Consider the following 25,160-nt stretch of genomic DNA (forward strand, 5'->3'; position numbering starts at 1 on the left):
AAGGGCGCGGCAGCGGCCGCCCTCCATGCTGGTCGAGTAGCCCCGCAGGGGCGTATCGAGACCGACCGTGCCCGACAGGGCGGTCTGCAGACCCGACTGCGAACGCGGGTGGATCTCGATACGCCCGCTGCGCGGGCTACTCGATCAGCATGGGCTGTCAACGCCCTGATGCCGGCGGGGCGGGGCGTCCTACCGTCGTCGGATCCGGGTGAGCGCCCGGTCAGGGACGAGCAGGAGGCAGCATGAGCGCGTGCACGGGCGGGCGGCGGCGCGGAGGTCCGAGCCTCCACCGGCACGAGGTCGACGGGGTGCACCGGATCGAGCACGCGTTCACCAACGTGTTCCTGCTGGAGGAGGGCGGGCGGCTGACCGTCGTCGACGCAGGGCTGCCCGGGACCTGGCCGCACCTCCTCCGGGCGCTGCACGTCCTCGGCCGCGGGCTCGCCGCGATCGACGCGCTGGTGCTCACGCACGCGCACTTCGACCACCTCGGCTTCGCGCGGCGGCTGCGCGAGCGCGGCGTGCCGGTGTGGCTGCACACCGCCGACGCCCGGCTCGCCGCGCATCCCTACTCCTACCGTCGGCAGCGCACGCCGCTGCTGTACCCGCTGCGCCACCCGTCGGCCGTTCCGGTGCTGGGCGCGATGGCGCGGGCGGGGGCGCTGCGGGTCCCTCCGCTCACCGGCACGACGCCGCTGGAGCCGGGTTCCGTGCTCGACGTGCCCGGCTCGCCCGCCGTGCTGGCGACCCCCGGGCACACCGACGGGCACGTCTCGCTGCACCTGCCCGAGCGCGGGGCGGTGATCGGCGGCGACGCCCTGGTGACGCTCGATCCGTACTCGGCCAGGACCGGTCCGCACCTCGTAGCCCGGGCGGCGACCGCGGACACGGCGGTCTCGCTCGCGTCGCTCGAGGTGCTGGCGGCGACCGGGGCGGACGTGCTGCTGCCGGGGCACGGGGTTCCGTGGCGATCCGGAGTCGCGCAGGCCGCGGAGGTCGCCGCGCGCCGGCCGATCGCCTGAGCGCGAAGACCCGCGCGATCTCGATCGCGTCGCTTCGCCGCCGGGCCGCCATGTCAGAGAGAACTGGCCGCCTCCCCTCATCGGGGATGACGACCAGTCGTGATGCGCGGATCCTAGCGAGGTCGACCGAGGATCGTCGACGGGAGGCGACGCGGCCGCAGGCCGTCGAGCAGCACGTCGAGCAGCACCGCCCGGTCGGCGGGAGAGCCGAGGCGGACGGCGTGCTCGATGCCGCAGACGAGGTGCTCGAGGTGGTCGATCGTGAGGTCGGGGCGGACGGCGCCGGCGGTGCGCGCCGCCGCGAGCACGGCCGTGAAGGACTCGAAGATCTCGCGCTTGGCCGCACGGACGGACTCGGCCTCGTCCTCCGGCGAGAGCAGCACCGCCTGGAGTCCACCGTCGGACAGCTGGAGGTCGAGCGCCTCGCGCAGGTAGACGGCGAGGGCGGCGCCGGGGTCGGGCAGGGCGGCGGCACGGCGCGAGACGGCGAGCATCGCGTCGAGGGTGTCGGCGGAGAGGGCCTCGACGAGGGCGTGGACGGTCGGGAAGTGCCGGTAGACGGTGGCGACGCCGACCCCGGCCTCGCGGGCGACCTCGTTCAGCCGCAGCGTGCCGCGGTCGTGGGTCCGCGCGACCTCGAGGATGAGCGCGCGGCTCCGCGCGGCGTCGGATCGGAGGGCTGCCATGCGCCCCATCCTACGCAAGCGGATGAGTCATCCGTTTCGTGCTAGCGTCCGATACGGATAGATCATCCGCTTCGAGAGACGAGGACCGCATGACGAGCGAGCAGCCGAGCTGGGACACCGACCGACTCCCCGACCAGACCGGGCGCACTGTCGTCGTGACCGGTGCGACCGCGGGCATCGGCTACTTCGCGGCCGAGCAGCTCGCCGGTGCAGGCGCCGATGTCGTCCTGGCGTCCCGCTCGGCGGGCAAGCTCCGGCGGGCGGCGGACACCCTGCGCGGCGTGGTCCCGCGAGCCCGGGTCCGGACCGTTGTGCTCGAGCTCGGCTCGTCCGCCTCCGTCGACCGGGCCGCCGCGGAGCTCGCCGCGCTGCCCCGCCTCGACGGGATACTGCTCAACGGCGGCGCGATGAGCATGGACCCGCGCGCGGTCACCGAGGACGGGCTGCCGCTGCTGCTCGGCACGCACGTCGCCGCCAGTGCGCGACTGGTCGCGCGACTGCTGCCCGCACTCGCGGCCACCGCGGCCGAGCACGGCGGCCGGAGCCGGATCGTGCACACGTCGACGGGGTACGTGCAGCAGTTCCCGATGCGGGTGGACGACCTGCGCCGGGTCCCGCGGGTGGGCATCAGCGCCTACACGAAGGCCAAGACGGCGACCGAGATCTGGGCCTTCGAGCTCGACCGCCGGCTGCGCGCCGCGGGCGTCCCGGTCGCGTCGATCGTCACGCGGCCCGGAGTGGGCGTCGATGCGAAGACCCCGGAGCGCGCGGGGATCCGCGACGTGACGACCCCTCACCAGCGCAATCCGTACACGCCGTGGGCGCAGGGCAAGGACACCGCCGCCTGGTCGGCCGTGCGGGCGCTCACCGATCCGCAGCTGCAGGGCGGGGAGTACGTCTCCCCGCGGGGCCGCCTGCGGGGCGCGCCCGTGCTCGTCGCGCCGCCGGCCCGGACCGCCGCTCCCCCGGCGGACGCGGCCGACCGGCTCTGGCGCCAGGTCGAGGAGCTCGCGGGGGTCGGCGTCGACCTCTGAGGCGTGACCCGCGGTCAGCCCTCGAGCCAGTCGAGGGCTGCCGTGAGCAGCCGCACGTGCCCGGGCGAGGAGTACGACGCGGCGTCGTGGCCGAGCGCGTCGTAGACGGTGCGGCCGCCGCCCTCGCGCTCGAGCGCCCAGGCGATCGGGTGCCGCTCGCCGTCGTGCTCGTGCGTCGCGAGGATGCGGGCGGCGTCCGCGACCTCGAGCCAGGAGTAGCGCTCGTCCTGCACGTCGAAGTCGTCGAGGCCCGCGGTGATCGGATGCGCGCCCGCGGCGATCGCGATGCAGGCGGGTCCGTAGTCCGGGTGCATGGTCGTGCCGCGGACCCAGCGGCCGCCGAGGAGCGCCGCCCACTCCGGGGAGTCCCCGAAGCTCGTGGAGCTGACGTGGATCCCGAGCACCGGGACCGCCGACCGGTCGAGCAGGGCGAGCGCCGCCGCGCCCTCGGCGAGCGGGCTCGCGCCGCCGTCGCGCGGCTGGCCGACATCGACGACGAGCAGGTCCGGGAGCGGTGCGCGGCCGGAGCCGAGATCGGCGAGCGCCTGGTCGACGTCGCCGCGGATCTCGACCTGGTGCCCGCGCGCCGAGAGCAGCGCGGCCAGGGCGGCCGCAGTCTCCGCGAAGGGGTGCCAGGGATCGGCGTAGCGGCCGTCGCCGCGGAGGAGCAGGGCGGTCACGGCAGCTCCGTTCTCGCGGACATCGGTCGCGGCAGCGCGGTCAGCTCGCTCGCGGCGTGCGGAGGTCCGAAGACCGCATCCGCCGAGCCGTATCGTCCCACGCGGGTTCCGCGAACTCGCTCTCGTGGAGTGCAGCCGCACAACATCAGCTGAGAGTGGAGGGCCTCCGCTGTCAGGGGAGGCCGGTCCGTTCTGGCTGATGTTGTGCGCGCCGATCCCCTCGCCGGCCGCGGCGAGTCGCCGCCCGGCCCCCGCGACTCTCCGAAAGTTGCGGTAGTGGCGCGCGACTACCGCAACTTCTGGAGAGTCGAGGAGGGATGCAGGCCCGGCGTCAGAACGACGGGGCGCGGGCGATCCAGCCCGTCGCCTCCTCCAGGGCGCGGGTCACCGCCAGCAGCTGGGCCTCGCGGCCGTGGCGGCCGACGACCTGGACGCCGACGGGGAGGCCGTCGGGGGTGAAGCCGGCCGAGGTGACGACGACGGGGTGGGCCGTGAGCGTCAGGCGGTTGGCGAGCATCTGCCAGGTGAAGTAGCGGTCGAAGTCGTGGCCGTCGACGGAGGGCACCCACTCGAGCTCCGCGGGTGGCGCGACGACGGGGGTCGCCGGCAGGATCAGCACGTCGTGCGTCTCGAGGACGCGGGCGGTGTCGCGGAAGAGGCGGGTGCGGCGCTCGTAGGCGTCGGCGAGTTGCGTCGCCGACATCGCTCGGCCCTGCTCGACGTTGCGGACGTAGTCGGGGCGGAAGCCGGTGGCGCCCGCGTCGACGGCGTGCCGGCCGCCGAGGAAGAACTCGAAGGTCTCGATGGTCTCCCAGGCCTCGTCGGCGCCGGCGAAGTCGGGCTCGTCCGCCTCGAGCACGGCGCCGAGTCCGGAGAGCTGCGCGGCGAACGCGGCGTGCACGGCACGCACGGCGGGGTCGATCGGCAGCCCGCCGGCGTCGTCGCTCCAGGCGATCCGCAGGCCGTCGACCGCGACCGGGCGCGCGACGTGCACCGGCAGCGACGACAGCGGCCAGACGCTCTTCTCGACCGAGAGCGCGTCGAGGAAGAGGGCGGCGTCGGCGGAGTCGCGGGCCATCGGCCCGGTCACGCCGTGCGGGGTCCAGGCGTTGCCGGTGCGCCCGCTCGCCACGCGGCCGGGGCTCGGCCGCACGCCGACGACGTTGCAGAACGCGGCCGGGTAGCGCAGGCTGCCGCCGCTGTCGGAGCCGTCGGCGATCGGCAGCATCCGCGCGGCGAGGGCGGCGGCCGCGCCTCCGCTCGACCCGCCGGCGTGCCGCGAGAGGTCCCACGGGTTCACGGTGGTGCCGAACACCGGGTTGAAGGTCAGCACCCCCTGGCCCATCTCGGGGGTGTTAGTCTTGCCGATGATCAGGGCGCCGGACTCGCGCAGCAGCGTCGCGAGGACGCTGTCGTGCGCGGCGGGCGCGGCGTCGGCGAAGGCGGCGGAGCCGTTCGTCGTCGGGAAGCCGGCGACGTCCATCAGGTCCTTCACCGCGGTCGGCAGGCCGTGCAGCGGTGGCAGCGCCTCGCCGGCCGCGAGCGCCTCGGCGGTGCGCCGGTCGGCGGCCTCCGCGGCGGCGAGCGAGACCGAGTCGGGCTGCTGCGAGACGACGGCGCGGATCGCGGGGTTCCGCTCCTCGATCCGCTCCAGGTGCGCGCGCATCACCTCGACGGCCGAGACCTCGCGCGAGGCGACGGCCGCGGCGAGCGCGACGGCGCTGCTGTCGGCCAGGTGCTCAGCCAGGCCCGCCATCAGCGCCCGCCCTCGTGCCCGTGCTGCTGCTCGGCGTGCTCGTGCCCGGCGTGGGCGTCCGACGCGCCATCGGTGTGGCACGCGTGCGCATCGCCCGAGCTTCCCGGCGCGCAGTGCGCGGACTCCGACGCCGGCACGTCCAGCGACGGGTTGCGGTCGAAGAAGCCGTCCGGCTCCAGCCGCAGGCTGATCCGGTCGACGGGCATGATCGGCCACTGCTCCGGCCGCGGGAAGTGATGCACGCCGAGGACCGGCCAGAGCACGAGGCGCTCGTTCTCGAGCGAGCGGTCGGCCTGCTGCCAGACGTGCACGCCGTCGTCGCCGAGCTCGCCCTGGTTGGGGTACTCGCCGGCGATGAAGCGCTGCTCCGGGTCGAAGGCGCTCGCCCAGAGGTGCTGCCCGACGAAGGGCGCCTTCCGCTCGACGACGCTGCCCGGGCGGGCGTAGAGCTGCGCGGTGTTCTGCAGCGCGAGGCGGTAGGCGGTCGCCTCGCCGTAGCGGTTCTGCGCCGACTCGCTCTCGATCCGCCAGTGCAGGGCGCGCGACGGGTCGGCGCGGCGGGCGGCCACCGACTCCGAGGCCAGCGGCGTCTCGACGGCGAGGCAGGCGTTGCCGTAGGGGTTGGTCGTCTCGTCGGGGTCGGCCTCGGCGTGCACCTCGACCAGGCGGTTGAGCGGGCCGTCGATCGCGGTGTCGAGGCGGACGGCGAAGTAGTGCTGGTGGATCGGCGCCTGCACGTTCGGCGCGACCATCCGCCCCGAGCGCGGCGACTCGCCGTCGGCGATGCCGCTGACCGACATCAGTCCGGTCAGCTTCACCTCGAGCTCGACCGAGCCGTCCTGGTAGAGGGACCAGTAGAAGCCGTAGTCGTAGTTCGCGACGGTCGCGAAGCTGGAGATCACCAGGCGGCGGCTGCGGCGCACCTCGGCGCTGCCGGTGCGGGTGTTGACGTGCTTCCAGAGGATCGAGTCGTCCTCCTCGTGCAGGCAGATGCCGTTGACGATGGTCTGCGGCTCGCCGTGGCCGTCGAGGTAGTCGACGTCGAAGTAGCGGATCTCGCCGAGGCAGTCGCAGCCCAGCTCGAGGCTCGCGGTGAGCGGGCCGGCGCCGTACTCGCCCCAGTCGAAGAAGTTCTTGCGGTAGGCGGTCGGGTCGCTGTCGAGGTACGGGACGTACATCTCGTTCACGGCGGCGCGCGCCAGCACCGGTCGCTCGACGTCGCCGTCGCGGTAGGTCAGCTCGTGCAGCACGAGGCCCTCGCGGTGGCTGAAGCCGACCCGGAACGACCAGTTCTGCCACTCGACGCGGTGCCCCTCGATCGCGAAGCCCGGGCCGTCGGCCTGCACGATGTCGAGCTTCGACACCTCGCGGTCGGGTCCCCAGGTGCCGGCGGTGTAGACGCCGGTCTCGCTCGCCATCGGGATCACGCCGTGGTCCTCGATCCGGATCACCTCGAGGGTGTCGAGGTCGAGGATCGGCACGAGGCCGGCGACCGGGCGGGCGTAGCCGTTGTCCTCGGGGAACTCGCGGTACCAGACCGTGCCCCAGCTGAGGCGGCGGTCGGCGAGGTCGTCGGGGACGAAGCCGGTGATCGACTCCGGGTCGACCCAGACCAGCGAGGTGTCGGTGATGCCGCGGAGGGCGAGCGCCTCCGTGAGCAGCGGCGAGTTGCGGGCGGCCTGGGCGATCAGGCGCGCCTCGTCGCTGGAGACGCCGGGGCGGCGGTGGTCGACGTCGGTCCAGACCTCGACGATCGCGGGGCTGTCAGGGCCGGCGGTCCAGCCGCGCACCTCCCAGGCGGCGCGGGCGTCCGGGTCGAGCACGACCAGGCGCACCGGGCGGGCGCCGCCGGGCGCGATGCCGCGGGCCTTCTCCTCGTCGAGGCTGATGCCCCAGAAGCGCGGGCGGGCGCCGATCCGGTCGCTCGCGCGGACGGCGGCGACGAACGAGGCGATCTCGGCGGCGGCGAGCGGGTCGAGGGAGTGTGCAGTGGTGCTGGTGGAGCTCATGGCGGCGGCGGTCCTTCGGTTCGGGGCGTCAGGCGTGCGGAAGAAGAGGGGAGTTCAGCGGGATAAGAGGAGCGGAGTGACGGGGCCGGTCCGTCGAGGCGGGCGCGGTTCCCGGCCGCGACGGTCGAGAGCGGTCAGCCCGCCCCCGCGACGATCGCGCGGCCGTCGGCCCGCGGATCGCTGGCCGCGTCGAGCCGCCCGTCGCGATGCAGCCGGACGAGCTGCACGTGCCCGGCCTCGTCGATCGGCCCGGACGATTCAGCGACCGGCAGCCCGAGCTCTCGCGCCGCCGCGACCGCAGCCGGAACCCCCGGCTCCGCCACCAGCGTCAGCTCCTCGTGCCCGAGATCCCGCGCCCCGACGACGAAGCGCGGCCGCTCGAGCACGGCGGCCGGATCCGCGGCGGGATCGAGCAGCTCGCGCACGAGCTGGGCGAGGATCCACGGCTGGGCGCTGCCGCCCTGGCAGCCGAGGCCGAGCAGGAGGTCCCCGCTCTCGGCGATGACCGGCAGCAGGGTGTGCGGCGGGCGCAGGCCCGGGCCGACCCGGCCGGGGTGGGCGGGGTCGGTGCTGAAGGCGGAGCCGCGGTTGTGCAGGACGATGCCGGTGCCGGGGTCGAGGATCCCGGAGCCGAAGAGCTGGTAGACGCTCTGGATCAGGGTGACGACGGTGCCGTCGGTGTCGGCCGCGGTGACCGCGACCGTGTCGCCGAGCGCGCGGCCGGCCCGCGGCAGGGAGCCGCGGGAGAGGGAGCGGGGGTCGAGCATGGCGGCGACGTCGATCGCTCCGCCGCGCGGGTCGCCGAGCGCGGACTGCCGCACGAGCGCCGCGTCGCGGACGGCCTCGACGAGCTGCGCCGTGTCGCCGGAGAGCGCCTCGGGCAGGACGCCGAGCAGCACCACGCCCTGGCTCGGCGGCGGAGCCACCCACCAGCGCACGCCGCCCTCGCGGGAGGCGGCCGGCTCAACCAGCTCGGCCTCGTGCGCGGCGAAGTCGGCGGGGGTGTGCGCGCCGCCGAGGGCGGCCAGGCGCGCGGCGAGGGAGTCGGCGATCCGGCCGCGGTAGAACGCTCCGGGATCGTCGACGAGCTCGGTCAGCGAGGCGGCGAGCGCGGGCTGCACCAGCAGGTCGCCCTCGCCCAGGAGCCCGCCGTCGCCGTCGCCGAAGACGCCGCGCATGCCCTCGTCGGCGAGCAGCTCGTCGCGGCGCAGCCCGATCGCGCGGCCGAGGCCGGCGGAGATCGGGAAGCCGTCGGCGGCGAGCGTCGCGGCCCGGCGGAGCGGTGTGTCGAGACCGAGGCGACCACCCAGACCGGCGATCGCCTGCCAGCCGGCGACCGCGCCGGGGATCGTGACGGTCTGCGCGCCCTGCCGCGGCATCCGCTCCTCGCGCGCGAGCGCCGCGACGTCGATGCCGGCGGGCGCCGCTCCGGCGGAGACCACCGCGACGACGTCCTCGCCGGGGCGGCGGACCAGCGCGATCAGGTCGCCGCCGAGGCCGCACTGATGCGGGTAGACGACCGTGAGCGCGGTCGCGGCGGCGAGAGCGGCGTCGATCGCGTCGCCGCCGTCGGCGATGGCGCGGGCGGCGGCGTCGAGTGCGGCGGGGTGCGGCGCCGCGACGGCGACGCGAGCGGGAGGCGGGGAGAGGGTCATGCGGTCACCGTCCGGTCCGGGCTGAGGAAGTCGAGGTCGGGGCGGTCGACGCCGTCGACGAGGTCGGCCAGCGCCTCGCCGATCGCGGGGCCGAACTTGAAGCCGTGGCCGGAGCAGGCCGCGGCGACCAGCACCTCGGGCCGGCCGGGCAGCGCGCCGACGACGAACCGCTTGTCGGGGGTCATCGTGTAGAGGCAGGCGACGGCCTCGCCGCCGGCGGTGTCGATCCCGGGGACGAAGCGACGGAGCAGGCTCTCGAGGTGCGCGATCTCCGCCGCGGTCGGCGGGGCGACGGGCACGGCCGGGTCCCAGACCGGTCCCGCGTCGACGCCGATCTTGGCGCCGGAGCCGGCCGCCTCGGGCAGGCCGAAGACGAGCCCGTCCGGCAGATCGACGGAGAAGCAGCCGAGCGCCGGCGGCTGCGCGACGCGCTGACCGGCCGGGACGGTGAGGGTGAGGATCCGCTGCACCTCGAAGAAGCCGGCGGTCTCGGGCAGCAGCCGCTCGACCCAGGCGCCGCCGGAGACGACGAGGCGGCGCGCGCGCAGCTCGCCCGCGGAGGTGCGGACGGTGACGACGCCCGCCTCGGGACCGGTGCCGACGCTCCAGTCGAGCACCTCCTCGTCGAAGCGCAGCTCGGCGCCGGCCTCCCGGGCGGCGGACTGCGCGAAGGCCAGCGCGCGGGCGGCCTCGACGACGCCGGCGTCGGGGTCGTGGACGACCCCGTAGTCCGCGGGCGGAGAGAAGGACGTATCGGGTACGGGCACCGGCCGGCTGCGCCCGCCCTGCAGCGCCGCCTCGCCGCGGTGCGCGTAGAGACCGCCGGTCGGGTGCACGAACGGCGCCCCGGCCGCGGCCGCCCAGCGGTCCCAGCCGCTGAAGGCGCGATCGACGAGGTCGTTCCAGACCGGGCTCGGGTAGGCGCGGCGGATCATCCGGGTGGCGCCGTGCGAGGAGCCGCGGACGTGGCCGGGGCCGAACTGCTCGATCCCCACCACACTGCGCCCGCGCAGGGCGAGCTCGAAGGCGGTGGCGGAGCCGTGGATCCCGAGGCCGATGACGATCGCGTCGTGGACGGTGTCGTCGGAGACCGTCACGAGGTCACCCCTGCGACCGCCGTCAGCAGCGCCTCGACGTCCGACTCGTCGGTGTAGACGTGCGGCGACACCCGGACGACGCTCGCGAGGCCGCGGGCGCCGAGGTCCCACTGCGCGTGCGAGGCGGGCACCGCGAGCGAGTCGACGGCCGCCTCGCGCAGCCGCGCCGAGACGGTCTTGCCGGGGACGCCGTCGACGGTGAAGGTCACGATGCCGGACGGCGACACGGGCGGATCCGCCACGGTGACGCCGCCGATCGCGGACAGCTCGGTGCGCAGCCGGGCGCCGAGCGCCACCAGGTGCGCCTCGGTCGCCGCCGTGCCGCGCTCGTGCGCCTCGCGCAGCGCCTCGCCGAGTCCGAGGCGGAGGGCCACCGACGACTCCCAGGTCTCGAGGGCTCTCGCGGTGCCGTCCATCGTCCACTCCTGCTCGCTCGTCCACTGCGAGCCTCGCACGTCGGGCGCCCAGGCCCCGATGCCGTCGAGCAGGCCGCGGCGGAGGAAGACCAGCCCGGTTCCGCGCGGCCCGCGGAGGAACTTGCGTCCGGTGGTGACGAGGGCGTCGCAGTCGATCGCGCGGACGTCGATGTCGAGCTGACCGACCGACTGGGTCGCGTCGAGCACCGTGATCGCGCCGTAGCGGCGGGCCAGCGCGCCGATCGCGGCGACCGGCTCGACGAGTCCGGAGGAGGTGGGGACGTGCACGGCGCTGATCACGGTGCGGCCGCTCGCGGTGGCGAGGGCGCTCTCGAGCGCCTCGACGTCGAGGCCGCCGCTGGAGTCGTTGGGGAGGAGCGTCAGGCGGACGCCGTCGTAGCGCTCGAGCGCGAGCAGCCGCAGCGCCTGGCTGACGTAGCTCGAGCGCGGGGCGAGCACGGTGTCGCCGGGGCCGAGGCGGAGGGCGTCGAAGATCGCGCGGAGGCCGCTGGTCGCGCTGTCGAAGAAGGCGATCTCGTCGGTGTCCGCGCCGAGCAGCGCGGCGGCGGCGGCGTAGGCGGCGTCGACCCGGTCGGCGACGGCGTTCGCGGCCTCGTAGCCGCCGATCCGCTGCTCGAGGCGGAGGTGCGCGATGACGGTCTCGAGGACCGAGTCGGTCATCAGGCCCGCGCCGGCCGCGTTGAAGTAGTGCCGGCCGGCCGTGCCGGCGGTGCGAGCGCGCTCGGCGGCCACATCGATGGACGTCCGGGCGGGGGCGCCACCGGTGAGGCCGATCGTCATCTGCAGGTCCCTTCTCGCGGTCGCCGTACCGCCGACCCCTTAATGGATCCCATCGTACGCAGGTTGTATCCATTCTGGCTACCGTCGGATACGCTGGCGGTATGAGCCACCCCGCCGTTGAGCACTCCGCCGAGCAGCACTCCGCCGAGCAGCGCGCCCGCGAGCTCGGCCTTGCGATCCCCGACTACCTCGACCCGCCCTACGGCGGCCGCTACGGCGGCAGCACCCTGCGGGCTTTCCACCGCACCGGCGACCTTCTCGAGCTCAGCGGCATCACTCCCGAGTCGCGCGACGGCGCCCTGCTGCACCCCGGCGCGGTCGGGGTCGACATCACCCTCGAGCAGGCACGCGAGGCGGCCCGCTACACCGCCGTCAACGCGCTCGGCATGATCCGCGCGGCCCTCGGCTCGCTCGACGAGGTCGTCGCCCTCTCGCGCGGGCTCTGCTTCGTGCTCTGCCCGCCCGGCTTCGAGCGCCTCAACGAGGTCTCGAACGCCGCGAGCGACCTCCTCCTCGACGTCTTCGGCCCCGACGCCGGCCGGATGGGCCGCGCCTCGATCGGCGCCACCGCCCTCTCCCGCAGCGCCTGCTTCGAGCTCTGGCTCAGCCTGGAGTGCCGGCCCCGCTGACGCCCCCTCCGGCCGAGGCGTCCTCGAACGGTCGAGACGTCCAGGAGCAGCGGGACGCCTCGACGGTTCGAGGACGCCTCGGCGGCGCACTCCAGGTCCCCGCCGGGGGCCGCAGGCGGCCGCCCTAAGCTCGAGGGCGTCGGTGGTCGGTGCAGCCCAGCAGGAGGACGAGTCGTGGACGTGGTTCTCGGAGTCGACGTCGGCACGTCCAGCACGAAGGCGATCCTCGTCGACCTCGACGGGCGGGTCGTCGCCGAGGCGGCCCGCGCGCACGTCGTCGACCGGCCGCGGCAGGGCTGGGTCGAGATGGACTCCGGCGTCTGGTGGGCCGAGTTCCGCAGCCTCGTCGCCGAGCTGACCGCCGCCGCGCCGCACGGGGTCGTCGTCGCGGTCGGCGTCAGCGGCATGGGCCCGTGCGTGCTCCTGACCGACGCGGCCGGCCACGAGCTCCGCCCCGCGATCCTCTACGGCGTCGACACCCGCAGCGTCGGCATGCTCGACGAGGTCACCGCGCTGCTCGGCGGCGAGGAGGCGATGCGCGCCCGCACCGGCTCCGGGCTCTCGGCGCAGGCCGCGGGCGTCAAGCTCGCCTGGGTCGCCCGGCACGAGCCGGAGCTCTGGCGCCGCGCCGTCCGCTTCACGATGCCGTCCTCGCGGATCGTCGAGCTGCTCACCGGCGAGTACGTGCTCGACCACCACTCCGCCAGCCAGTGCACGCCGCTCTACGACGTCGCCCGCGAGGAGTGGATCGACGAGTGGGCCGCCCTGCTCGCCCCCGGCCTGCAGCTCCCCCGCCTCGGCTGGCCCGGCGAGACCGCGGGCCGCATCACTCCCGAGGCCGCCGCCGCGACCGGGCTGCCGGCCGGCGTGCCGGTGGTCTTCGGCACCATCGACGCCTGGGCCGAGAGCCTCAGCGCCGGCCGCCGGCGACCCGGCCGGGTGTTCCTCCAGTACGGCACGACGATGTTCCTGGTCGCGCCGATGGCCGCCCCGACCCCGCTCGGCGGGATGTGGACGACCGTCGGCGCCGCTCCCGGCGAGCCGACCGCGGCCGGCGGCATGGCCACCTCGGGCGCCGTGACCGACTGGCTGCGCCGGCTGACCGGCGCCTCCTGGGCCGAGCTGCTCGACGAGGCCGCGCGGTCCGGACCGGGCGCCGGCGGGCTGCTCGTGCTGCCCTACTTCGCGGGCGAGCGCTCGCCGTTCGCCGACTCCGACGCGCGCGGCGTGATCGCCGGGCTCGGCGTCGGCTCCACCCGCGGCGACCTCTACCGCGCCGTCCTCGAGGCCACGGCCTTCGCCGTCCGGCACCACCTCGAGGTGCTCCGCGAGCACGGCGTCCGGCTCGAGGCGCTGGTCGGCGCGGGCGGCGGAGTCGCCGCGGAGCTCTGGCCGCAGATCGTCAGCGACGTCTGCGGCCTGGAGCAGGTGATCCCCACGGTCTCGGTCGGCGCGGCCTACGGCTCGGCCGTGCTCGCGGCGGGCCTGGTCACCGAGGTCGACATCGAGGAGTGGAACCCCGCGGCGACGACCCTCGTGCCCGATCCGGCCGTCGCCGCGCTCTACGACGGGCTGTACGCGGACTTCCGCCGGCTCTACCCCGAGACCCGCGCCACCGTGCACCGCCTGGCGCAGCGGAGCCGGGATCTCCGGGCAGGCGGCTGATCTCTAGGCGTCCACGCCCGCCGGCGCGCTGCCGTCGTACCCGCAGATCGCCGCGACCTTCCCCGCCGACGCACTGGACGGGTCGAACTCGTAGCCGAGCCACTCCCGCGCCATCCGCCGCGCCACCTCCAGCCCGACCACGCGCTGCCCCAGGCAGAGCACCTGCGCGTTGTTCGAGAGCACCGACCGCTCCACCGAGTAGGAGTCGTGCGCCGTCACCGCGCGCACTCCCGGCACCTTGTTCGCCGCGATCGCGACGCCCAGGCCCGTGCCGCAGATCAGGATCGCGCGATCCGCGGACCCGTCGGCGATCATCCGCGCGGCCGTGACCGCGATGTCCGGATAGTCGGTGTGGCTCTCGGCGTCGACGCCGACGTCGGTCACCAGCGAGACGCGGTCGTCCTTCAGCAGGTCGGCCTTCAGCGCCTCCTTGTAGTCGTAGCCCGCGTCGTCCGATCCGACGACGACCCGATAGGTGGTGGTCATTCCGCTCCTCCTTCTTCAGTGGCTTCCGTGGCGGCTTCCGTGGTGGCATCCGCACCGGCGCGCTCCGCGAGGACGTCGCCGACCGCGGTCAGGATCATCCCCATCGAGGTCGCGCCCGCGTCCGGTGTGCCCAGGCTCTTCTCGGCCAGGGGTCGTGCGCGGCCGACCTTCGGCCGCAGGTCCGCGGTCGCCGCGGCGCGCTCGACGGCGACGCCCGCCGCCTCCCGCCACGCCTCGACCAGCGACGAGCCGCCCGCCACCCGCTCGCGCAGCACGCGGGCGAACGGCAGCAGCGCGTCGAGCATGGTCTTGTCGCCCTCGCTCGCCCGCCCGAGATCGACGATCGACTCCGCGAAGGCGTCGACGCCGGCCACGACGTCCGCCGCCGCGTACTCCTCGCGCCCGTCGGTGAGCGAGGCGCCGAGCGCCTCGAGCGCCGCGCCCCAGAGCACCCCGGAGGTCCCGCCGGCCTGCTCCGCCCAGGACTGCCCGGCGCGGGACAGCAGCCAGGCGCCGCCCGCGCGCTCCTCGATCCGGTCGAGGCGCCGGGTCGCCGCGCCGATGCCCTTGAGCATCCCGCGGCCGTGATCGCCGTCGCCGGCGACCGCGTCGATCCGCCCGAGGGTCTCCTCCTCGCGCTGCAGCAGCTCACGCATCCGGGCGAGCGCCGCGCGCACGGTCTCGCCGAGCGCGACGGCCCCGTCCGTGGCGGAAGGAGCGGACTCCTCCTCACCCGCTGCCGCGTCCTCGCCCGAGGGCGCCAGCAGCGCCGCGACCGGCGCCGCGACCCGGCGGTAGGCCGGCGTGTAGGCGTCGGCGCGCCAGAAGCGCTCGAGCTCGTCGTCGAGCCACTGCAGCGTCAGCGAGACGCCGCCCATGTCGAGGCTGGTGACCAGCTCGCCGACCTCGGGCTCGACCGTCTGCAGCCCCGCCTCCTCCAGCCGGCGCGCGACGTGGCGCCAGAGCAGGAAGAGCTCCTCGTACTTCGTGGTGCCGAGCCCGTTCAGGATCGGGGCGACGCGTGTCGTGCCGCCCTTCACCCCCGCACTCTCGGGAACGTCCGCCAGCAGCCGGTCGACGAGCAGGTCCGCCAGCTCCGCCGCGCGCAGCAGCTCGATGTCCTGGATGCCGGGCTCGCCGTGGATCCCGAGCCCGAGACCGAGGTGACCCTCGGGCACGCTGAACAGCGGCTCGGCGGCGCCGGGCATCGTGCAGCCCGAGAACGCGACGCCGAGCGTGCGGGTCGCCGCGTTGCTCGCGTTCCCGACCCGCTCGACCTCGTCGAGGGACAGCCCCTCGGCCGCCGCCGCTCCCATCGCCTTGAACACCGGGAAGTCGCCCGCGATCCCGCGGCGCTTCCCGATCTCCTCCGCCGAGGCGATGTCGTCCGTGACGACGACGATCCGGGTGTCGATCCCCTCCTTGCGCAGCCGCTCGGCCGCGATGCCGAAGTTCATCGTGTCGCCGGCGTAGTTGCCGAAGCTGAACACCACTCCGCGCCCCTGATCGGCCGCCTTCGCGACCGAGTAGGCCTGCGCCGCCGAGGGCGAGGTGAAGATGTTCCCCACCACCGCTCCGGTCGCGAGACCCGGGCCGACCGTGCCGCTGAACGCCGGGTAGTGCCCGGAGCCGCCACCGATGACGACCGCCACCTGCGGCGACGCGCCCGCGCTGCGGTGCGCGACCACTCCGCCGGGCACGCCGCGCAGACGGTCCGCGTAGAGGGAGAGGAAGCCGGCGAGCTGGTCCTCGGCGAACTCGTCGGGGTCGTCGTAGATCGTCGTCATGCCGTCAGCTCCGGGCGTCGGCCGCGACGACCGCCTCGGTCAGCGACGGCACGATCGAGACCTTGACCGAGCCGCCCTGGCTGTCGGCGACGAGGTCGAGCGCCTCCTGGAACTGCTCGAGCGGGAACTGGTGCGTGCAGATCTCGTCCATCGGCAGGACGCCGCTCTCGAGCAGCTTGATCGCGGCCGGCCAGCAGTTCGGGCCGAGGTGGGCGCCGAGGACGTTGAGCTCCTTGTCGTCGCTGATGATCGACCAGTCGACCGAGGCGTTGGAGCCGAAGACGGAGTACTCGACGTAGGTGCCGAGCTTGCGCAGGATGTTGAGGCCCTGCGAGACCGCGGACGGGTGCCCGGTGGCCTCGATGTAGACGTCGGCGCCGTAGCCGCCGGTGAGCTCCTTGACGACGGCGACCGCGTCCTGCTTCGTGATGTTGATGACGAGGTCGGCGCCGGCCTTGGTAGCGAGCGCGAGCTTCTCGTCGCTCATGTCGAGCGCGATGACCATCTTCGGGTTCTTCTGCCGGGTGCCCGCGATCGCGCCGAGGCCGATCGGGCCGGCGCCGGCGATGACCACGACGTCGTCGAACTGGATGCTGCCGCGCTCGACCGCGTGCATGGCGCAGGACAGCGGCTCGCTGAACGCGGCGACCTGCGGGGCGAGGTCGCGGCTGACGGGGTGGGTGAGCGCGCGGGTCGGGACCAGCACGTACTCGGCCATCGCGCCGTCGAAGCCCTTGAAGCCGAACATGTCGTGCGGTCCGCACATCCAGTAGGCGCCCATCAGGCAGTAGCGGCACTCCCAGCAGGGCACGATCTGCTCGCAGGCGATGCGGTCGCCCAGCGCGACGCCGCGCTTGGCGAGCGCCGCGTCGTCGCCGGCCACGACGGTGCCGACGAACTCGTGGCCCGCGATGCGGTCGCGCTCGGCCCACGCGGGACGGTTCTCGTCGCCCCAGAACTTGGCGGCGCCGTGGTAGCACTTCAGGTCGCTCGCGCAGACGCCGACCGCGTCGACGCGCAGCAGCAGCTCGCCGGCGGCGGGGACCGGCACGGGCACGGTCTCGAGGCGGTAGTCCTCCGGGCCGTGCACGACGACGGCGCGCATGGACTCGGGCACGTCGGAGCCGTCGGAGTGCCGCGACTGCGGGGCCGTCTGCGGGGAAGGAGTGGTGATGGTCATGGGAAGCCTCCGAGGGGTTCGCGGGGCCGCTTCGTCGCGGCCTTCCCGAACCTACCCCGTCCAGAACACTTGTCAAGAACAGAATTTCTGTTCTCCACGGGACGTGGCCGATCTGCCGCCAATTCCATCGCGGCCCTTGCGGAAATTCTGTGTTGAACATAATTTCTTCTCCGGAGGCGGGTTCGCCCACCTCCCGCAGCGACGGAGCCGCCCCCGGGGGACGCCGTCACGAGCACCACCACGACCAGCACTCCCGACCAGCGAACGGACACCGCGATGACGCGTGCACTCCCTCCCACCACGAGCAGGCCCCCGATCGGCGCCTCCCGGAAGCGCCTGATCCTCGCCGCGGTCGTCGTGGTCGTCCTCGCCGCGATGGCGTTCAGCACCAAGGTCGTCGGCGCCGACTCCGACCTGGGCGCCGGACCCGCCGAGTTCTCGGCCGAGTCCTGGGCCGCCGAGAACTTCCCCGTCATCCAGGAGGGCATCGCCGACCGCGCGGTCGACGCCGCCACCCTCGCCACCGCGATCGCCGCCGACAGCGCGGGCGCCGCGACCGAGTACGGCGTCGCCGGCGGCACCGGCCCCGAGTTCGCCACCACCTTCACCGGCACCGTCGGCGCCGGCCAGAACGGCATCTACCCGGTCACCGTCGAGGGCGTCCCCGGCGACGTCCTGATCCGCGTGCAGACCGGCCCCGCGATCAACGGCACCGACCTCCGCGACGCCACCGGCACCGTCGAGTTCGGCCAGTTCACCAACCAGATCGACTACCAGGATGCGGCGAGCGCCCTCAACGAGCAGCTGAAGACGACCGTGCTCAACGCGGTCGACACCACGGCGCTCGAGGGGAAGACGATCCAGGTCACCGGCGCGTTCCAGCTGATCAACCCGGCCGGCTGGCTCGTCACGCCGTCCGAGCTGGTGGTCCAGTGAGCACCGCCGAGGCCCCGGTCGCCGGCATCGGCGAGGTCGTCCTCGAGGCCGTCGACGTGGTCAAGACCTACGGCGCGACCCGCGCGCTCAAGGGCGTCGGCTTCTCGGTGCACCGCGGCCAGGTCACCACCCTCTTCGGCGAGAACGGCGCCGGCAAGTCGACGCTGATGAAGATCCTGTCCGGCGTGGAGCAGCCCACGTCGGGCGAGATCGTGCTGAACGGCACCGCGGTCGCCTTCGAGGACACCGTCGACGCCCGCGAGCACGGCGTCTCGATCATCCACCAGGAGCTGAGCCTCGCCCCGAACCTCTCGGTGCGCGACAACATCTTCCTCGGCCGCGAGATCACCGGCCCGTCCGGCGTCGACTACGCCGAGGAGGCGCGCCAGGCCCGCGCGGTGCTCGAGGAGCTCGGCGAGGACATCGATCCGCTGACCCTCGTCGCCGACCTGCGGCTCGGCCAGCAGCAGCTGATCGAGATCGCCCGCGCCCTCTCCGTCGACGCGCGGATCCTGATCATGGACGAGCCGACCAGCGCGCTCAGCGCCGCCGAGGTCGAGGTGCTCTTCACCGTCATCCACGACCTCACCGCCCGCGGCGTCTCCATCGTCTACATCTCGCACCACCTGGAGGAGGCGCTGGAGATCACCGACCACGCGGTCGTCCTCCGCGACGGCTCGGTCACCGCGACCGCCGTCGCCGCCGACATCGACCTCGCCTGGGTCGTCCGCGCGATGGTCGGCGAGGGCTTCGACCTCGGCTCCCCGCCCACCGGCTACCCGTTCGGCGACGTCGCCCTCTCGGTGCGCGGCGTGAGCGTCGCGGACCCGTCGATCCCCGGCCGCGACGTGGTCGACCGCATCGACCTCGACGTCCGCGAGGGCGAGATCGTCTGCCTCTACGGGCTGATGGGCGCCGGCCGCACCGAGCTGCTCGAGGCGATCGCCGGCCGCACCCCGGTCACCGCCGGCACGATCTCGAAGAGCGGACGCGACCTGGCCGGGATGTCGATCGCCGAGCGGATCGGCGCGGGCCTCGGCCTCGTCCCCGAGGACCGCCAGCGCGACGGCCTGGTGCAGACCATGACCGTCGGCCGGAACCTCTCGCTCGCGAGCATCGGCTCCTTCGTGAAGGGACTGTTCCTCTCCCCCCGCCGCGAGGTCGACCTCGTCACCGACTCGATCCGCACGGTGCACGTGAAGACCGCGGGCGGCGAGGCGATGATCGGCTCGCTCTCCGGCGGCAACCAGCAGAAGGTCGTCATCGGCAAGATGCTGGCCACGCAGCCCGACGTGATCCTGCTCGACGAGCCGAGCCGCGGCATCGACATCGGCGCCAAGGCCGAGGTCTTCCGGCTGCTCTCCGAGCGCGCCCGCGACGGCCTGGCCGTCGTCTACACGACCTCCGAGGTCGGCGAGTGCCTCAGCATCGCCCACCGCATCATCGTGCTGAGCCGAGGCCGGATCGCGGCCGAGTTCGGCTCGGACGTCTCCAAAGAAGACATCATGGCCGCCTCCGGTGAGGCCGTGATCTCGTGACCACTACGGAACGGAAGCCCCTAATGACCTCCACCGCGACCGGGCAGCGACGCCCCGCGCTCTTCAAGGACGGTTTCGACCTCGGACGCCTGCTGCTGCAGGGGCGCGCGTTCTTCGCGCTGATCGCGATCATCGTCGTGTTCTCGATCCTCTCGCCCAACTACTTCACCGTCGGCAACATCCTCACGATGTCCTCGCACGTGGCGGTCTACGCGATCCTCGCGATCGGCATGCTGCTGGTGATCCTCAACGGCGGCATCGACCTCTCGGTCGGCTCGACACTGGGCTTCTCGGGAGTGATCGCCGGCTTCCTGATGCAGGGCGTGCAGATCGGCGGGAGCACCCTCTACCCCGCGCTCTGGGTCGTGGTCGTGCTCTCCTGCGCGGCCGGCGCGCTGATCGGCCTGATCAACGGGATCCTGGTCGCGCGGTTCAAGGTCGCCCCGTTCGTCGCGACGCTCGGCATGCTCTACGTCGTCCGCGGCGTCGGACTGCTGATGACCAACGGCCTCACCTACAACGACCTCGCGGGGCAGCCCGAGCTCGGCAACACCGGCTTCGACTGGCTCGGCTTCAACCGCCTGCTCGGCCTGCCGATCGGCGTCGTGATCATGATCGTCGTCGCGATCGTGGTCAGCCTCCTGCTCAACCGCACGGTCTTCGGCCGCTGGCTGTACGCCTCGGGCGGCAACGAGCGCGCCTCGGAGCTCTCCGGCGTGCCGGTGAAGCGGGTCAAGGTCCGCGTCTACGTGCTCTCGGGCCTGTTCGCCTCGATCGCCGGCCTCATCCTCTCCTCCGAGCTCACCAGCGCCAGCCCCACCGCCGGCAGCTCCTACGAGCTCACCGCCATCGCCGCCGTCGTCATCGGCGGCGCGGCCCTCACCGGCGGAGTCGGCACCGTCCGCGGCACGCTGCTCGGCGCGTTCGTCATCGGCTTCCTCTCCGACGGCCTCGTCATCATCGGCGTCTCGTCGTACTGGCAGACCGTCTTCACCGGCGCGGTGATCGTCTTCGCGGTCCTGCTGAACGCGGTGCAGTACCGCGGCAAGCCGCGCAAGGGCGGCGGCTCCGGCCCGCGGCCCGCCTCCGACGCGGGCGCTCCGGCGCCCGTCCCCCAGACATCGGGCGCCCCGGCCGCCTAGGCCGGCCTCCCGAGAGAAGACCTCGGTCGGCCACCGCCGATCGGACCACAGTGAAAGGAACAGACCAATGAACCGCAAGCTGGCAATGGTGCTCGCCGCGGGCGCGGGGCTCACCCTCGTCCTGTCCGGATGCTCCTCCGACGCGGGGACCGCGGGAGAGGCCGCCGGCACCCCCGGCGCCTCCGAGGGCGGCCTCATCTCGATCATCGTCAACGACCCGGCCAACCCCTACTGGCAGACCGAGGGCGACGTCGCGTCGGCCGAGGCCGAGGCGCTCGGCTACACGGCCAACGTGGGCGCCTCGAAGGGCGACACCAACACCGAGAGCACCCTGATCGACACCGCGATCACCAACAAGTCGGTCGCGATCATCCTCGACCCGGCCAACGCCTCCGGCTCGGTCGGCGCCGTCAAGAAGGCCGACGCGGCGGGCATCCCCGTGATCCTGGTGAACGCCGAGATCAACGAGACCGGCCTCGCGAAGGCGCAGCTCGTCTCGAACAACGCCCAGGGCGCGGCCCTCGGCGCGCAGCAGTGGGTCGCCGACGTCGGCGACACCGCGAACTACGCGGAGCTGTTCGGATCCCCCTCCGACAACAACGCGCAGACCCGCTCCAACGGCTACGCGACCGTCATCTCGCAGTACCCGGGCCTCGTCGAGGTCGCGAACCAGGTCGGCAACTGGGACCGCACGCAGGGCCACGACAAGATGCAGTCGATCCTGCAGGCCAACCCGGACGTCACCGGCGTCATCTCCGGCAACGACGAGATGGCGCTCGGCGCGATCGCGGCGCTGAAGGAGGCCGGCAAGCTCGACCAGGTCAAGGTCGGCGGCTTCGACGGCTCGCCCGACGCGGTCGACGCCATCAAGGCCGGCGAGCTGCAGTACACCGTGCTCCAGCCCGTCGCGACCTTCGCGAAGGAGGCCGTCCAGCAGGCCGACTCCTTCCTCCGCACCGGCGAGACCGGCGCCTCGGAGGAGAAGCAGGCCTTCGACTGCATCCTCATCACGAAGGACAACGTCGACAAGATGACGGCCCCCTTCACCCTCTCCGAGTAACCCGCCCGTCCCTCCTCCCTCCGCGAGATGCCACTTATGAGCGCCTTTCACGGCGTGTCGCGCTCACAAGTGGCATCTCGCGGAGGGGGAGGGGACCTGCACGACGCCGAGGAAGAGGGCACAATGACGCACGTGACTCCGCCGCCCAGCGCCCCCCGGCGCTCCGACACCGTCAGGTTCCCCCTCGACGTCGTCTACCAGGCGGCGCGGATGTACTACCTCGAGGACGCGACCCAGGTCGAGATCGCCGCGCGGCTCGACGTCTCGCGGCCCACGGTCAGCCGCCTCATCGCCGAGGCCCGGCGCCTGGGCCTCGTCCGGATCAGCGTGATCGACCCCTTCGTCGACGAGAACACCGGCCTCGCCGACGCCCTCCGCGAGGCGCTCGGCCTGAACGCCGTGCACCTCGCCCCCGTGACGCACGCCGCCACCCTCGGCCGCGACCTCGCCGTCCCGGTCGCCGCCGCCCTCGCCGACATGCAGCTCGGCGTCGGCGACGCCCTGCTGATGTCGCTCGGCCGCACCGTGCACGACCTGGCCAGCTCGGGGATGCTGCCGCCGCTGCCCGGTGTGACGATCGTCCCCGCCGTCGGCGGCCAGGCCGAGCCGCAGTCCTGGTTCCAGACCAACGAGATCACCCGGATGGCCGCCGCCGCCACCGGCGCCCGCTCGAGCTTCCTCTTCGCGCAGGCCCTGCCCAGCCCGGCGATGCGCTCCGGACTCGAGGCCGACCCCGCGTTCCTCCAGGTGATGGACCTCTGGAGCAGCGCCAAGGGCGCCCTGCTCGGCATCGGCGCCCCGACCGCCACCCGCCACGAGCTCTCCTCCGGCCTGCCCAGCGACCGTCACCTCTTCGACGAGGCCGCCGGCGACGTCTGCCTCAACTTCTTCCGCGCCGACGGCTCGGCCGTCGAGTTCCCCGGCAGCGAGCGCATGGTCCGCGTCTCCCGCGCCGACCTCGCCGCCCTCCCCCACGCGGTCGGCGTCGCCGTCGGCGTCGACAAGGCCCCGAGCATCCTCGGCGCGGTCCGCGGCTCCCTGATCAACGCGCTGGTCACCGACGCGGTGACGGCCCGCGCGGTCCTCGCAGCGGTGTGACGGCGGCCGCGGGCGGCGGTCAGGCCAGCGTCGTGGGCTCCAGCGTCACGGGGTAGGACAGCGGCGGGAGGTCGACCGCGGTCGGGCAGAAGGACGTCGAGCCGAGATCGACCTGCGTGGTTCCCGGAGCGCCGGGGACCGCGAGCACCATGACGGTCGCGGCCGTCGGCGCGCACGAGCCGGTGGTGTCGGTGAGGAACGTGAGGTAGGCGTGCCCGCCCGGCTCGACCGTGACCGGCTCCCCCGAGAACTGCTCGCCGGAACCCGCCTGGACCACGGTGTCCACCGGGGCGCCGGCGTCGTCGAGGAAGGTCACCTCCGGAGTGCCCTGCAGCACGCAGGTGCCGGTGCCCGCGTCGGTCAGCTCCACGATCACCGTCACCGTGTCCTGCACCTCGAAGGTGGACGTGGCGGCGAGCGTGCACTCCTCGGCGACCGCCGAGGGCGTGGTCGTCGCGCTCGCGGTGCCGCTCGGAACGGGGCCGGCGGACGCGGTGCCGCCGGCAGCGGTGCCGTCCGGAGCGGTGCCGTCCGGAGCAGCGCCGTCCAGACTTGGCGCCGTGCAGCCCGCGATCCCGACGGCGAGGAGGACGGCCACCCCGCCGAGAGCGCACGCACGACCGGGCTTCATCGCGGACCTCGCACGATCATCGGACGCTCCTTCGCAGCACGGCCCCGCCGGAGGCCGCTTCACCGTGCCGGCTCTCCGCGAGCCTCCTCCCAGTGTGCGGGCACGAAGGGAGGAGCGGTAGTGGCCCGCTGACGCAAAACGACAGATGGTGAATAACGCGCCGGAAACCTACTGTGGAGGGGCGGTCGAGGAGTGGGGGCTCCGGCGACGCCGCGGGCGGACCGACGCGGACGTCGGTGCCGAGGTGCTCTCGGCCGCATCGGGGGACTGCGGCCGGGAGCACCAGCCCTCGCCCCCGGGGATCGACCCGTGGGCCCGCTCCGCCCTACGCTTCGACGATGACACGCACTGACGCGCCGGGTCGTCCTCGCAACACGGTCGGGCTGATCGGCTTCCTGCTCGCGGTCCTCCAGACGCTGACGCAGATCGTGCTCGCCGGTGTCACCACCGCGATACCGGTGCTCGCCTACGGCAACGGCATCGACGCGACGAGCATCGGCGCGCTGTTCGCGGGCATCGCCCTCGTTCAGCTGCTGCTCGCCGCCACCACCACCGGGCTCGGCGTCGCCGGAGTGGTCCGGCCGGGACGCCCGCGGATCCTCGCCGCGATCGCCCTGGGCGTCGGGGCGCACGGCGTCCTCGTGGGCCTGGCGACGCTGGTCCTACCCCCGCTGGTCGGACTCGTCCTGCAGTGATCGCGCCGCGGTCTGCGACGGCCGCGGCGTCACCGGCCCGCCGGATCACGACCGCCCCGCGTCGCCCCCGGTCGTCCGATTCCGGACATGACCGCTAGAGGACGTTGCCTCCACGACCCGGAGCCTGCCACTGTCGCAGAGCGACCGACGACGGTCCACGACTCGAAGGACCGGAGTTCACCGATGAGCGATTCCCTGTCGACCGATCACCCCACGAGCGAGATGACGCCCGAGGTGCTGGCGGCGTTCAGCGACGCCTGGTCCCGCCACGACCTCGAGGAGCTGATGAGCCACGTCACCGACGACTGCGTCTACGGCGCGTCCGTCGGTCCCGAGCCCGGCCGGACCTGGTCCGGGAAGGAGCAGGTCCGCGAGGGCTTCGCGCTGATGCTCGCCTTCGACACCGGCCAGGAGCGGCACGAGGAGGGGGAGCCCCTGATCGCCGGCACGCGCGGCGCGGCCACCTGGTCCTTCACCGGGACCGGCCCCGACGGCGAGCCCCAGGTCACCCGCGGCTGCGACATCTACGAGTTCCGCGGCGGCAAGATCGCCCGCAAGGACGCCTTCCGGAAGGTGTACAAGGCCGACGCGCCGGAGTGACCCTCGAGGAGCTCCGGCCCCTCGCACGACGACATCGTCCTCGCTCTCGATGTCTGCGAGACACCTCTTCGAGCGGCCTTCTTCTCGGTGCGGACGTCTCGCGACAGATCGGGACGATGCTCCCCTGCATGCCTGCTCGCCCGAGCCGCTGACAGGTACACTCATGGCAGCCCGGGCCGATGAGTCCCGGGAAGTGAACCCGAGACCCGTCCGGAATGGACGCGGCGCTCGGGTTTCGCGCTTTCAGGACCTGAGGTCGATCACCTCGCCGATCATCGGCTGAGCGCGTCGCCGCCAGTCGCCACCGCGAGCCCACGCCCACCCCACTGCATCCGGGATCGCGAGCAGCGGCTCGCTTGTCCCGCCGCTGTCCGCGAGGCGAATCGGCGTCATGTTGGTCGAGCAGCCCCGCAGGGGCGTATCGAGACCCGCCGTGATCAGCAGGGCAGGTCTGCAGACTCCCCTTCTGACGCTGGTGGATCTACTTGGAAAGGGATGGTGACCTTTCACGCGGTTCTGGGGGTGAGGGTGACGTCGTAGCCGAGGGTCGCGAGGGT

22 protein-coding genes are annotated in these 25,160 nt (G+C 73.7%); 11 read left to right on the top strand and 11 right to left on the bottom strand.

The window, feature by feature from the left end:
- The first annotated feature begins 242 nt into the window (after window positions 1-242).
- On the top strand, window positions 243-1,022 hold the full coding sequence (locus MT351_RS06090) for an MBL fold metallo-hydrolase (RefSeq protein ID WP_243581573.1): 780 nt from the start codon (window positions 243-245) through the stop codon (window positions 1,020-1,022).
- 113 nt (window positions 1,023-1,135) lie between these two features.
- On the opposite strand, the gene MT351_RS06095 is transcribed toward MT351_RS06090, so the two are convergent.
- A complete protein-coding gene (locus tag MT351_RS06095; protein WP_243581575.1) occupies window positions 1,136-1,708 on the bottom strand; it encodes a TetR/AcrR family transcriptional regulator in 573 nt (190 codons plus the stop codon).
- Window positions 1,709-1,797: 89 nt separating this feature from the next.
- Here MT351_RS06095 and MT351_RS06100 point away from each other — a divergent pair, with 89 nt between their 5' ends.
- A complete protein-coding gene (locus MT351_RS06100) occupies window positions 1,798-2,742 on the top strand; it encodes an SDR family NAD(P)-dependent oxidoreductase (protein WP_243581577.1) in 945 nt (314 codons plus the stop codon).
- A 14-nt stretch (window positions 2,743-2,756) separates the two neighbouring features.
- Here MT351_RS06100 and MT351_RS06105 read toward each other — a convergent pair whose 3' ends face one another.
- The 6 genes from MT351_RS06105 to MT351_RS06130 form a co-directional block, all read right to left on the bottom strand.
- Window positions 2,757-3,422: a ThuA domain-containing protein gene (locus MT351_RS06105; RefSeq protein ID WP_243581578.1), complete on the bottom strand. Its 666-nt coding sequence runs from the start codon at window positions 3,420-3,422 to the stop codon at window positions 2,757-2,759.
- A 331-nt stretch (window positions 3,423-3,753) separates the two neighbouring features.
- Complete coding sequence (locus MT351_RS06110; protein ID WP_243581579.1) at window positions 3,754-5,178, bottom strand: amidase; 1,425 nt, start codon at window positions 5,176-5,178, stop codon at window positions 3,754-3,756.
- Complete coding sequence (locus tag MT351_RS06115; protein ID WP_243581581.1) at window positions 5,178-7,187, bottom strand: primary-amine oxidase; 2,010 nt, start codon at window positions 7,185-7,187, stop codon at window positions 5,178-5,180. Before MT351_RS06115 ends, MT351_RS06110 begins: the two co-directional genes overlap by 1 nt.
- A gap of 134 nt (window positions 7,188-7,321) precedes the next feature.
- A complete protein-coding gene (locus MT351_RS06120) occupies window positions 7,322-8,842 on the bottom strand; it encodes a gamma-glutamyltransferase (protein ID WP_243581582.1) in 1,521 nt (506 codons plus the stop codon).
- The gene (locus tag MT351_RS06125) at window positions 8,839-9,939 is read right to left on the bottom strand and encodes an FAD-dependent oxidoreductase (RefSeq protein WP_243581583.1); all 1,101 of its coding nucleotides are present in this window, start codon (window positions 9,937-9,939) and stop codon (window positions 8,839-8,841) included. The genes MT351_RS06120 and MT351_RS06125 overlap by 4 nt, the downstream gene beginning before the upstream one ends.
- Complete coding sequence (locus MT351_RS06130) at window positions 9,936-11,156, bottom strand: aminotransferase class V-fold PLP-dependent enzyme (RefSeq protein WP_243581584.1); 1,221 nt, start codon at window positions 11,154-11,156, stop codon at window positions 9,936-9,938. Before MT351_RS06130 ends, MT351_RS06125 begins: the two co-directional genes overlap by 4 nt.
- 101 nt (window positions 11,157-11,257) lie before the next feature.
- On the opposite strand from MT351_RS06130, the gene MT351_RS06135 reads away from it, so the two are divergent.
- Entirely contained in the window at window positions 11,258-11,785 is a 528-nt protein-coding gene (locus MT351_RS06135; RefSeq protein ID WP_132435485.1) for a RidA family protein, read from the top strand.
- Between the two features lie 174 nt (window positions 11,786-11,959).
- Window positions 11,960-13,450, top strand: coding sequence for an FGGY-family carbohydrate kinase (locus tag MT351_RS06140; RefSeq protein WP_243581586.1), 1,491 nt, complete (start codon window positions 11,960-11,962; stop codon window positions 13,448-13,450).
- Window positions 13,451-13,453: 3 nt separating this feature from the next.
- Here MT351_RS06140 and MT351_RS06145 read toward each other — a convergent pair whose 3' ends face one another.
- The 3 genes from MT351_RS06145 to MT351_RS06155 are packed head-to-tail and all read right to left on the bottom strand — an operon-like array spanning window position 13,454 to window position 16,903.
- Window positions 13,454-13,936: a ribose-5-phosphate isomerase gene (locus MT351_RS06145; protein WP_243581588.1), complete on the bottom strand. Its 483-nt coding sequence runs from the start codon at window positions 13,934-13,936 to the stop codon at window positions 13,454-13,456.
- Entirely contained in the window at window positions 13,933-15,723 is a 1,791-nt protein-coding gene (locus MT351_RS06150) for a dihydroxyacetone kinase family protein (RefSeq protein ID WP_243581589.1), read from the bottom strand. Before MT351_RS06150 ends, MT351_RS06145 begins: the two co-directional genes overlap by 4 nt.
- Window positions 15,724-15,727: 4 nt before the next feature.
- Complete coding sequence (locus MT351_RS06155) at window positions 15,728-16,903, bottom strand: zinc-binding dehydrogenase (RefSeq protein ID WP_123447408.1); 1,176 nt, start codon at window positions 16,901-16,903, stop codon at window positions 15,728-15,730.
- 276 nt (window positions 16,904-17,179) lie between these two features.
- On the opposite strand from MT351_RS06155, the gene MT351_RS06160 reads away from it, so the two are divergent.
- The 5 genes from MT351_RS06160 (at window position 17,180) to MT351_RS06180 (ending at window position 22,677) form a co-directional block, all read left to right on the top strand.
- Entirely contained in the window at window positions 17,180-17,839 is a 660-nt protein-coding gene (locus tag MT351_RS06160; RefSeq protein ID WP_243581590.1) for a DUF2291 family protein, read from the top strand.
- A complete protein-coding gene (locus MT351_RS06165; protein WP_243581592.1) occupies window positions 17,836-19,377 on the top strand; it encodes a sugar ABC transporter ATP-binding protein in 1,542 nt (513 codons plus the stop codon). Before MT351_RS06160 ends, MT351_RS06165 begins: the two co-directional genes overlap by 4 nt.
- Window positions 19,378-19,400: 23 nt before the next feature.
- Window positions 19,401-20,519 (top strand): ABC transporter permease, encoded by a 1,119-nt coding sequence (locus MT351_RS06170; protein WP_123447405.1) that lies wholly within the window; start codon window positions 19,401-19,403, stop codon window positions 20,517-20,519.
- A 67-nt stretch (window positions 20,520-20,586) separates the two neighbouring features.
- Entirely contained in the window at window positions 20,587-21,579 is a 993-nt protein-coding gene (locus tag MT351_RS06175; protein WP_243581594.1) for a D-ribose ABC transporter substrate-binding protein, read from the top strand.
- A gap of 132 nt (window positions 21,580-21,711) precedes the next feature.
- Entirely contained in the window at window positions 21,712-22,677 is a 966-nt protein-coding gene (locus MT351_RS06180) for a sugar-binding transcriptional regulator (protein ID WP_243581596.1), read from the top strand.
- A gap of 19 nt (window positions 22,678-22,696) precedes the next feature.
- On the opposite strand, the gene MT351_RS06185 is transcribed toward MT351_RS06180, so the two are convergent.
- Window positions 22,697-23,308, bottom strand: a complete 612-nt coding sequence (locus tag MT351_RS06185; RefSeq protein ID WP_243581597.1) for a DUF4232 domain-containing protein — start codon at window positions 23,306-23,308, stop codon at window positions 22,697-22,699.
- Between the two features lie 338 nt (window positions 23,309-23,646).
- Here MT351_RS06185 and MT351_RS06190 point away from each other — a divergent pair, with 338 nt between their 5' ends.
- Window positions 23,647-24,003: a hypothetical protein gene (locus tag MT351_RS06190; RefSeq protein WP_243581599.1), complete on the top strand. Its 357-nt coding sequence runs from the start codon at window positions 23,647-23,649 to the stop codon at window positions 24,001-24,003.
- A 183-nt stretch (window positions 24,004-24,186) separates the two neighbouring features.
- Window positions 24,187-24,603, top strand: a complete 417-nt coding sequence (locus MT351_RS06195) for a nuclear transport factor 2 family protein (RefSeq protein ID WP_165909001.1) — start codon at window positions 24,187-24,189, stop codon at window positions 24,601-24,603.
- Window positions 24,604-25,160 lie beyond the last annotated feature (557 nt).

The organism is Rathayibacter sp. VKM Ac-2926 (assembly GCF_022815565.1).
Lineage (GTDB): Bacteria > Actinomycetota > Actinomycetes > Actinomycetales > Microbacteriaceae > Rathayibacter > Rathayibacter festucae.

What these genes read in the sequence shown, in the direction of transcription:
- MT351_RS06090 (WP_243581573.1), top strand. Translation starts at nt 243, where the DNA reads ATGAGCGCGTGCACGGGCGGGCGGCGGCGCGGAGGTCCGAGCCTCCAC.
- MT351_RS06095 (WP_243581575.1), bottom strand. Translation starts at nt 1,708, where the DNA reads ATGGCAGCCCTCCGATCCGACGCCGCGCGGAGCCGCGCGCTCATCCTC.
- MT351_RS06100 (WP_243581577.1), top strand. Translation starts at nt 1,798, where the DNA reads ATGACGAGCGAGCAGCCGAGCTGGGACACCGACCGACTCCCCGACCAG.
- MT351_RS06110 (WP_243581579.1), bottom strand. Translation starts at nt 5,178, where the DNA reads ATGGCGGGCCTGGCTGAGCACCTGGCCGACAGCAGCGCCGTCGCGCTC.
- MT351_RS06115 (WP_243581581.1), bottom strand. Translation starts at nt 7,187, where the DNA reads ATGAGCTCCACCAGCACCACTGCACACTCCCTCGACCCGCTCGCCGCC.
- MT351_RS06120 (WP_243581582.1), bottom strand. Translation starts at nt 8,842, where the DNA reads ATGACCCTCTCCCCGCCTCCCGCTCGCGTCGCCGTCGCGGCGCCGCAC.
- MT351_RS06130 (WP_243581584.1), bottom strand. Translation starts at nt 11,156, where the DNA reads ATGACGATCGGCCTCACCGGTGGCGCCCCCGCCCGGACGTCCATCGAT.
- MT351_RS06135 (WP_132435485.1), top strand. Translation starts at nt 11,258, where the DNA reads ATGAGCCACCCCGCCGTTGAGCACTCCGCCGAGCAGCACTCCGCCGAG.
- MT351_RS06145 (WP_243581588.1), bottom strand. Translation starts at nt 13,936, where the DNA reads ATGACCACCACCTATCGGGTCGTCGTCGGATCGGACGACGCGGGCTAC.
- MT351_RS06150 (WP_243581589.1), bottom strand. Translation starts at nt 15,723, where the DNA reads ATGACGACGATCTACGACGACCCCGACGAGTTCGCCGAGGACCAGCTC.
- MT351_RS06155 (WP_123447408.1), bottom strand. Translation starts at nt 16,903, where the DNA reads ATGACCATCACCACTCCTTCCCCGCAGACGGCCCCGCAGTCGCGGCAC.
- MT351_RS06160 (WP_243581590.1), top strand. Translation starts at nt 17,180, where the DNA reads ATGACGCGTGCACTCCCTCCCACCACGAGCAGGCCCCCGATCGGCGCC.
- MT351_RS06170 (WP_123447405.1), top strand. Translation starts at nt 19,401, where the DNA reads ATGACCTCCACCGCGACCGGGCAGCGACGCCCCGCGCTCTTCAAGGAC.
- MT351_RS06175 (WP_243581594.1), top strand. Translation starts at nt 20,587, where the DNA reads ATGAACCGCAAGCTGGCAATGGTGCTCGCCGCGGGCGCGGGGCTCACC.
- MT351_RS06185 (WP_243581597.1), bottom strand. Translation starts at nt 23,308, where the DNA reads ATGAAGCCCGGTCGTGCGTGCGCTCTCGGCGGGGTGGCCGTCCTCCTC.
- MT351_RS06190 (WP_243581599.1), top strand. Translation starts at nt 23,647, where the DNA reads ATGACACGCACTGACGCGCCGGGTCGTCCTCGCAACACGGTCGGGCTG.
- MT351_RS06195 (WP_165909001.1), top strand. Translation starts at nt 24,187, where the DNA reads ATGAGCGATTCCCTGTCGACCGATCACCCCACGAGCGAGATGACGCCC.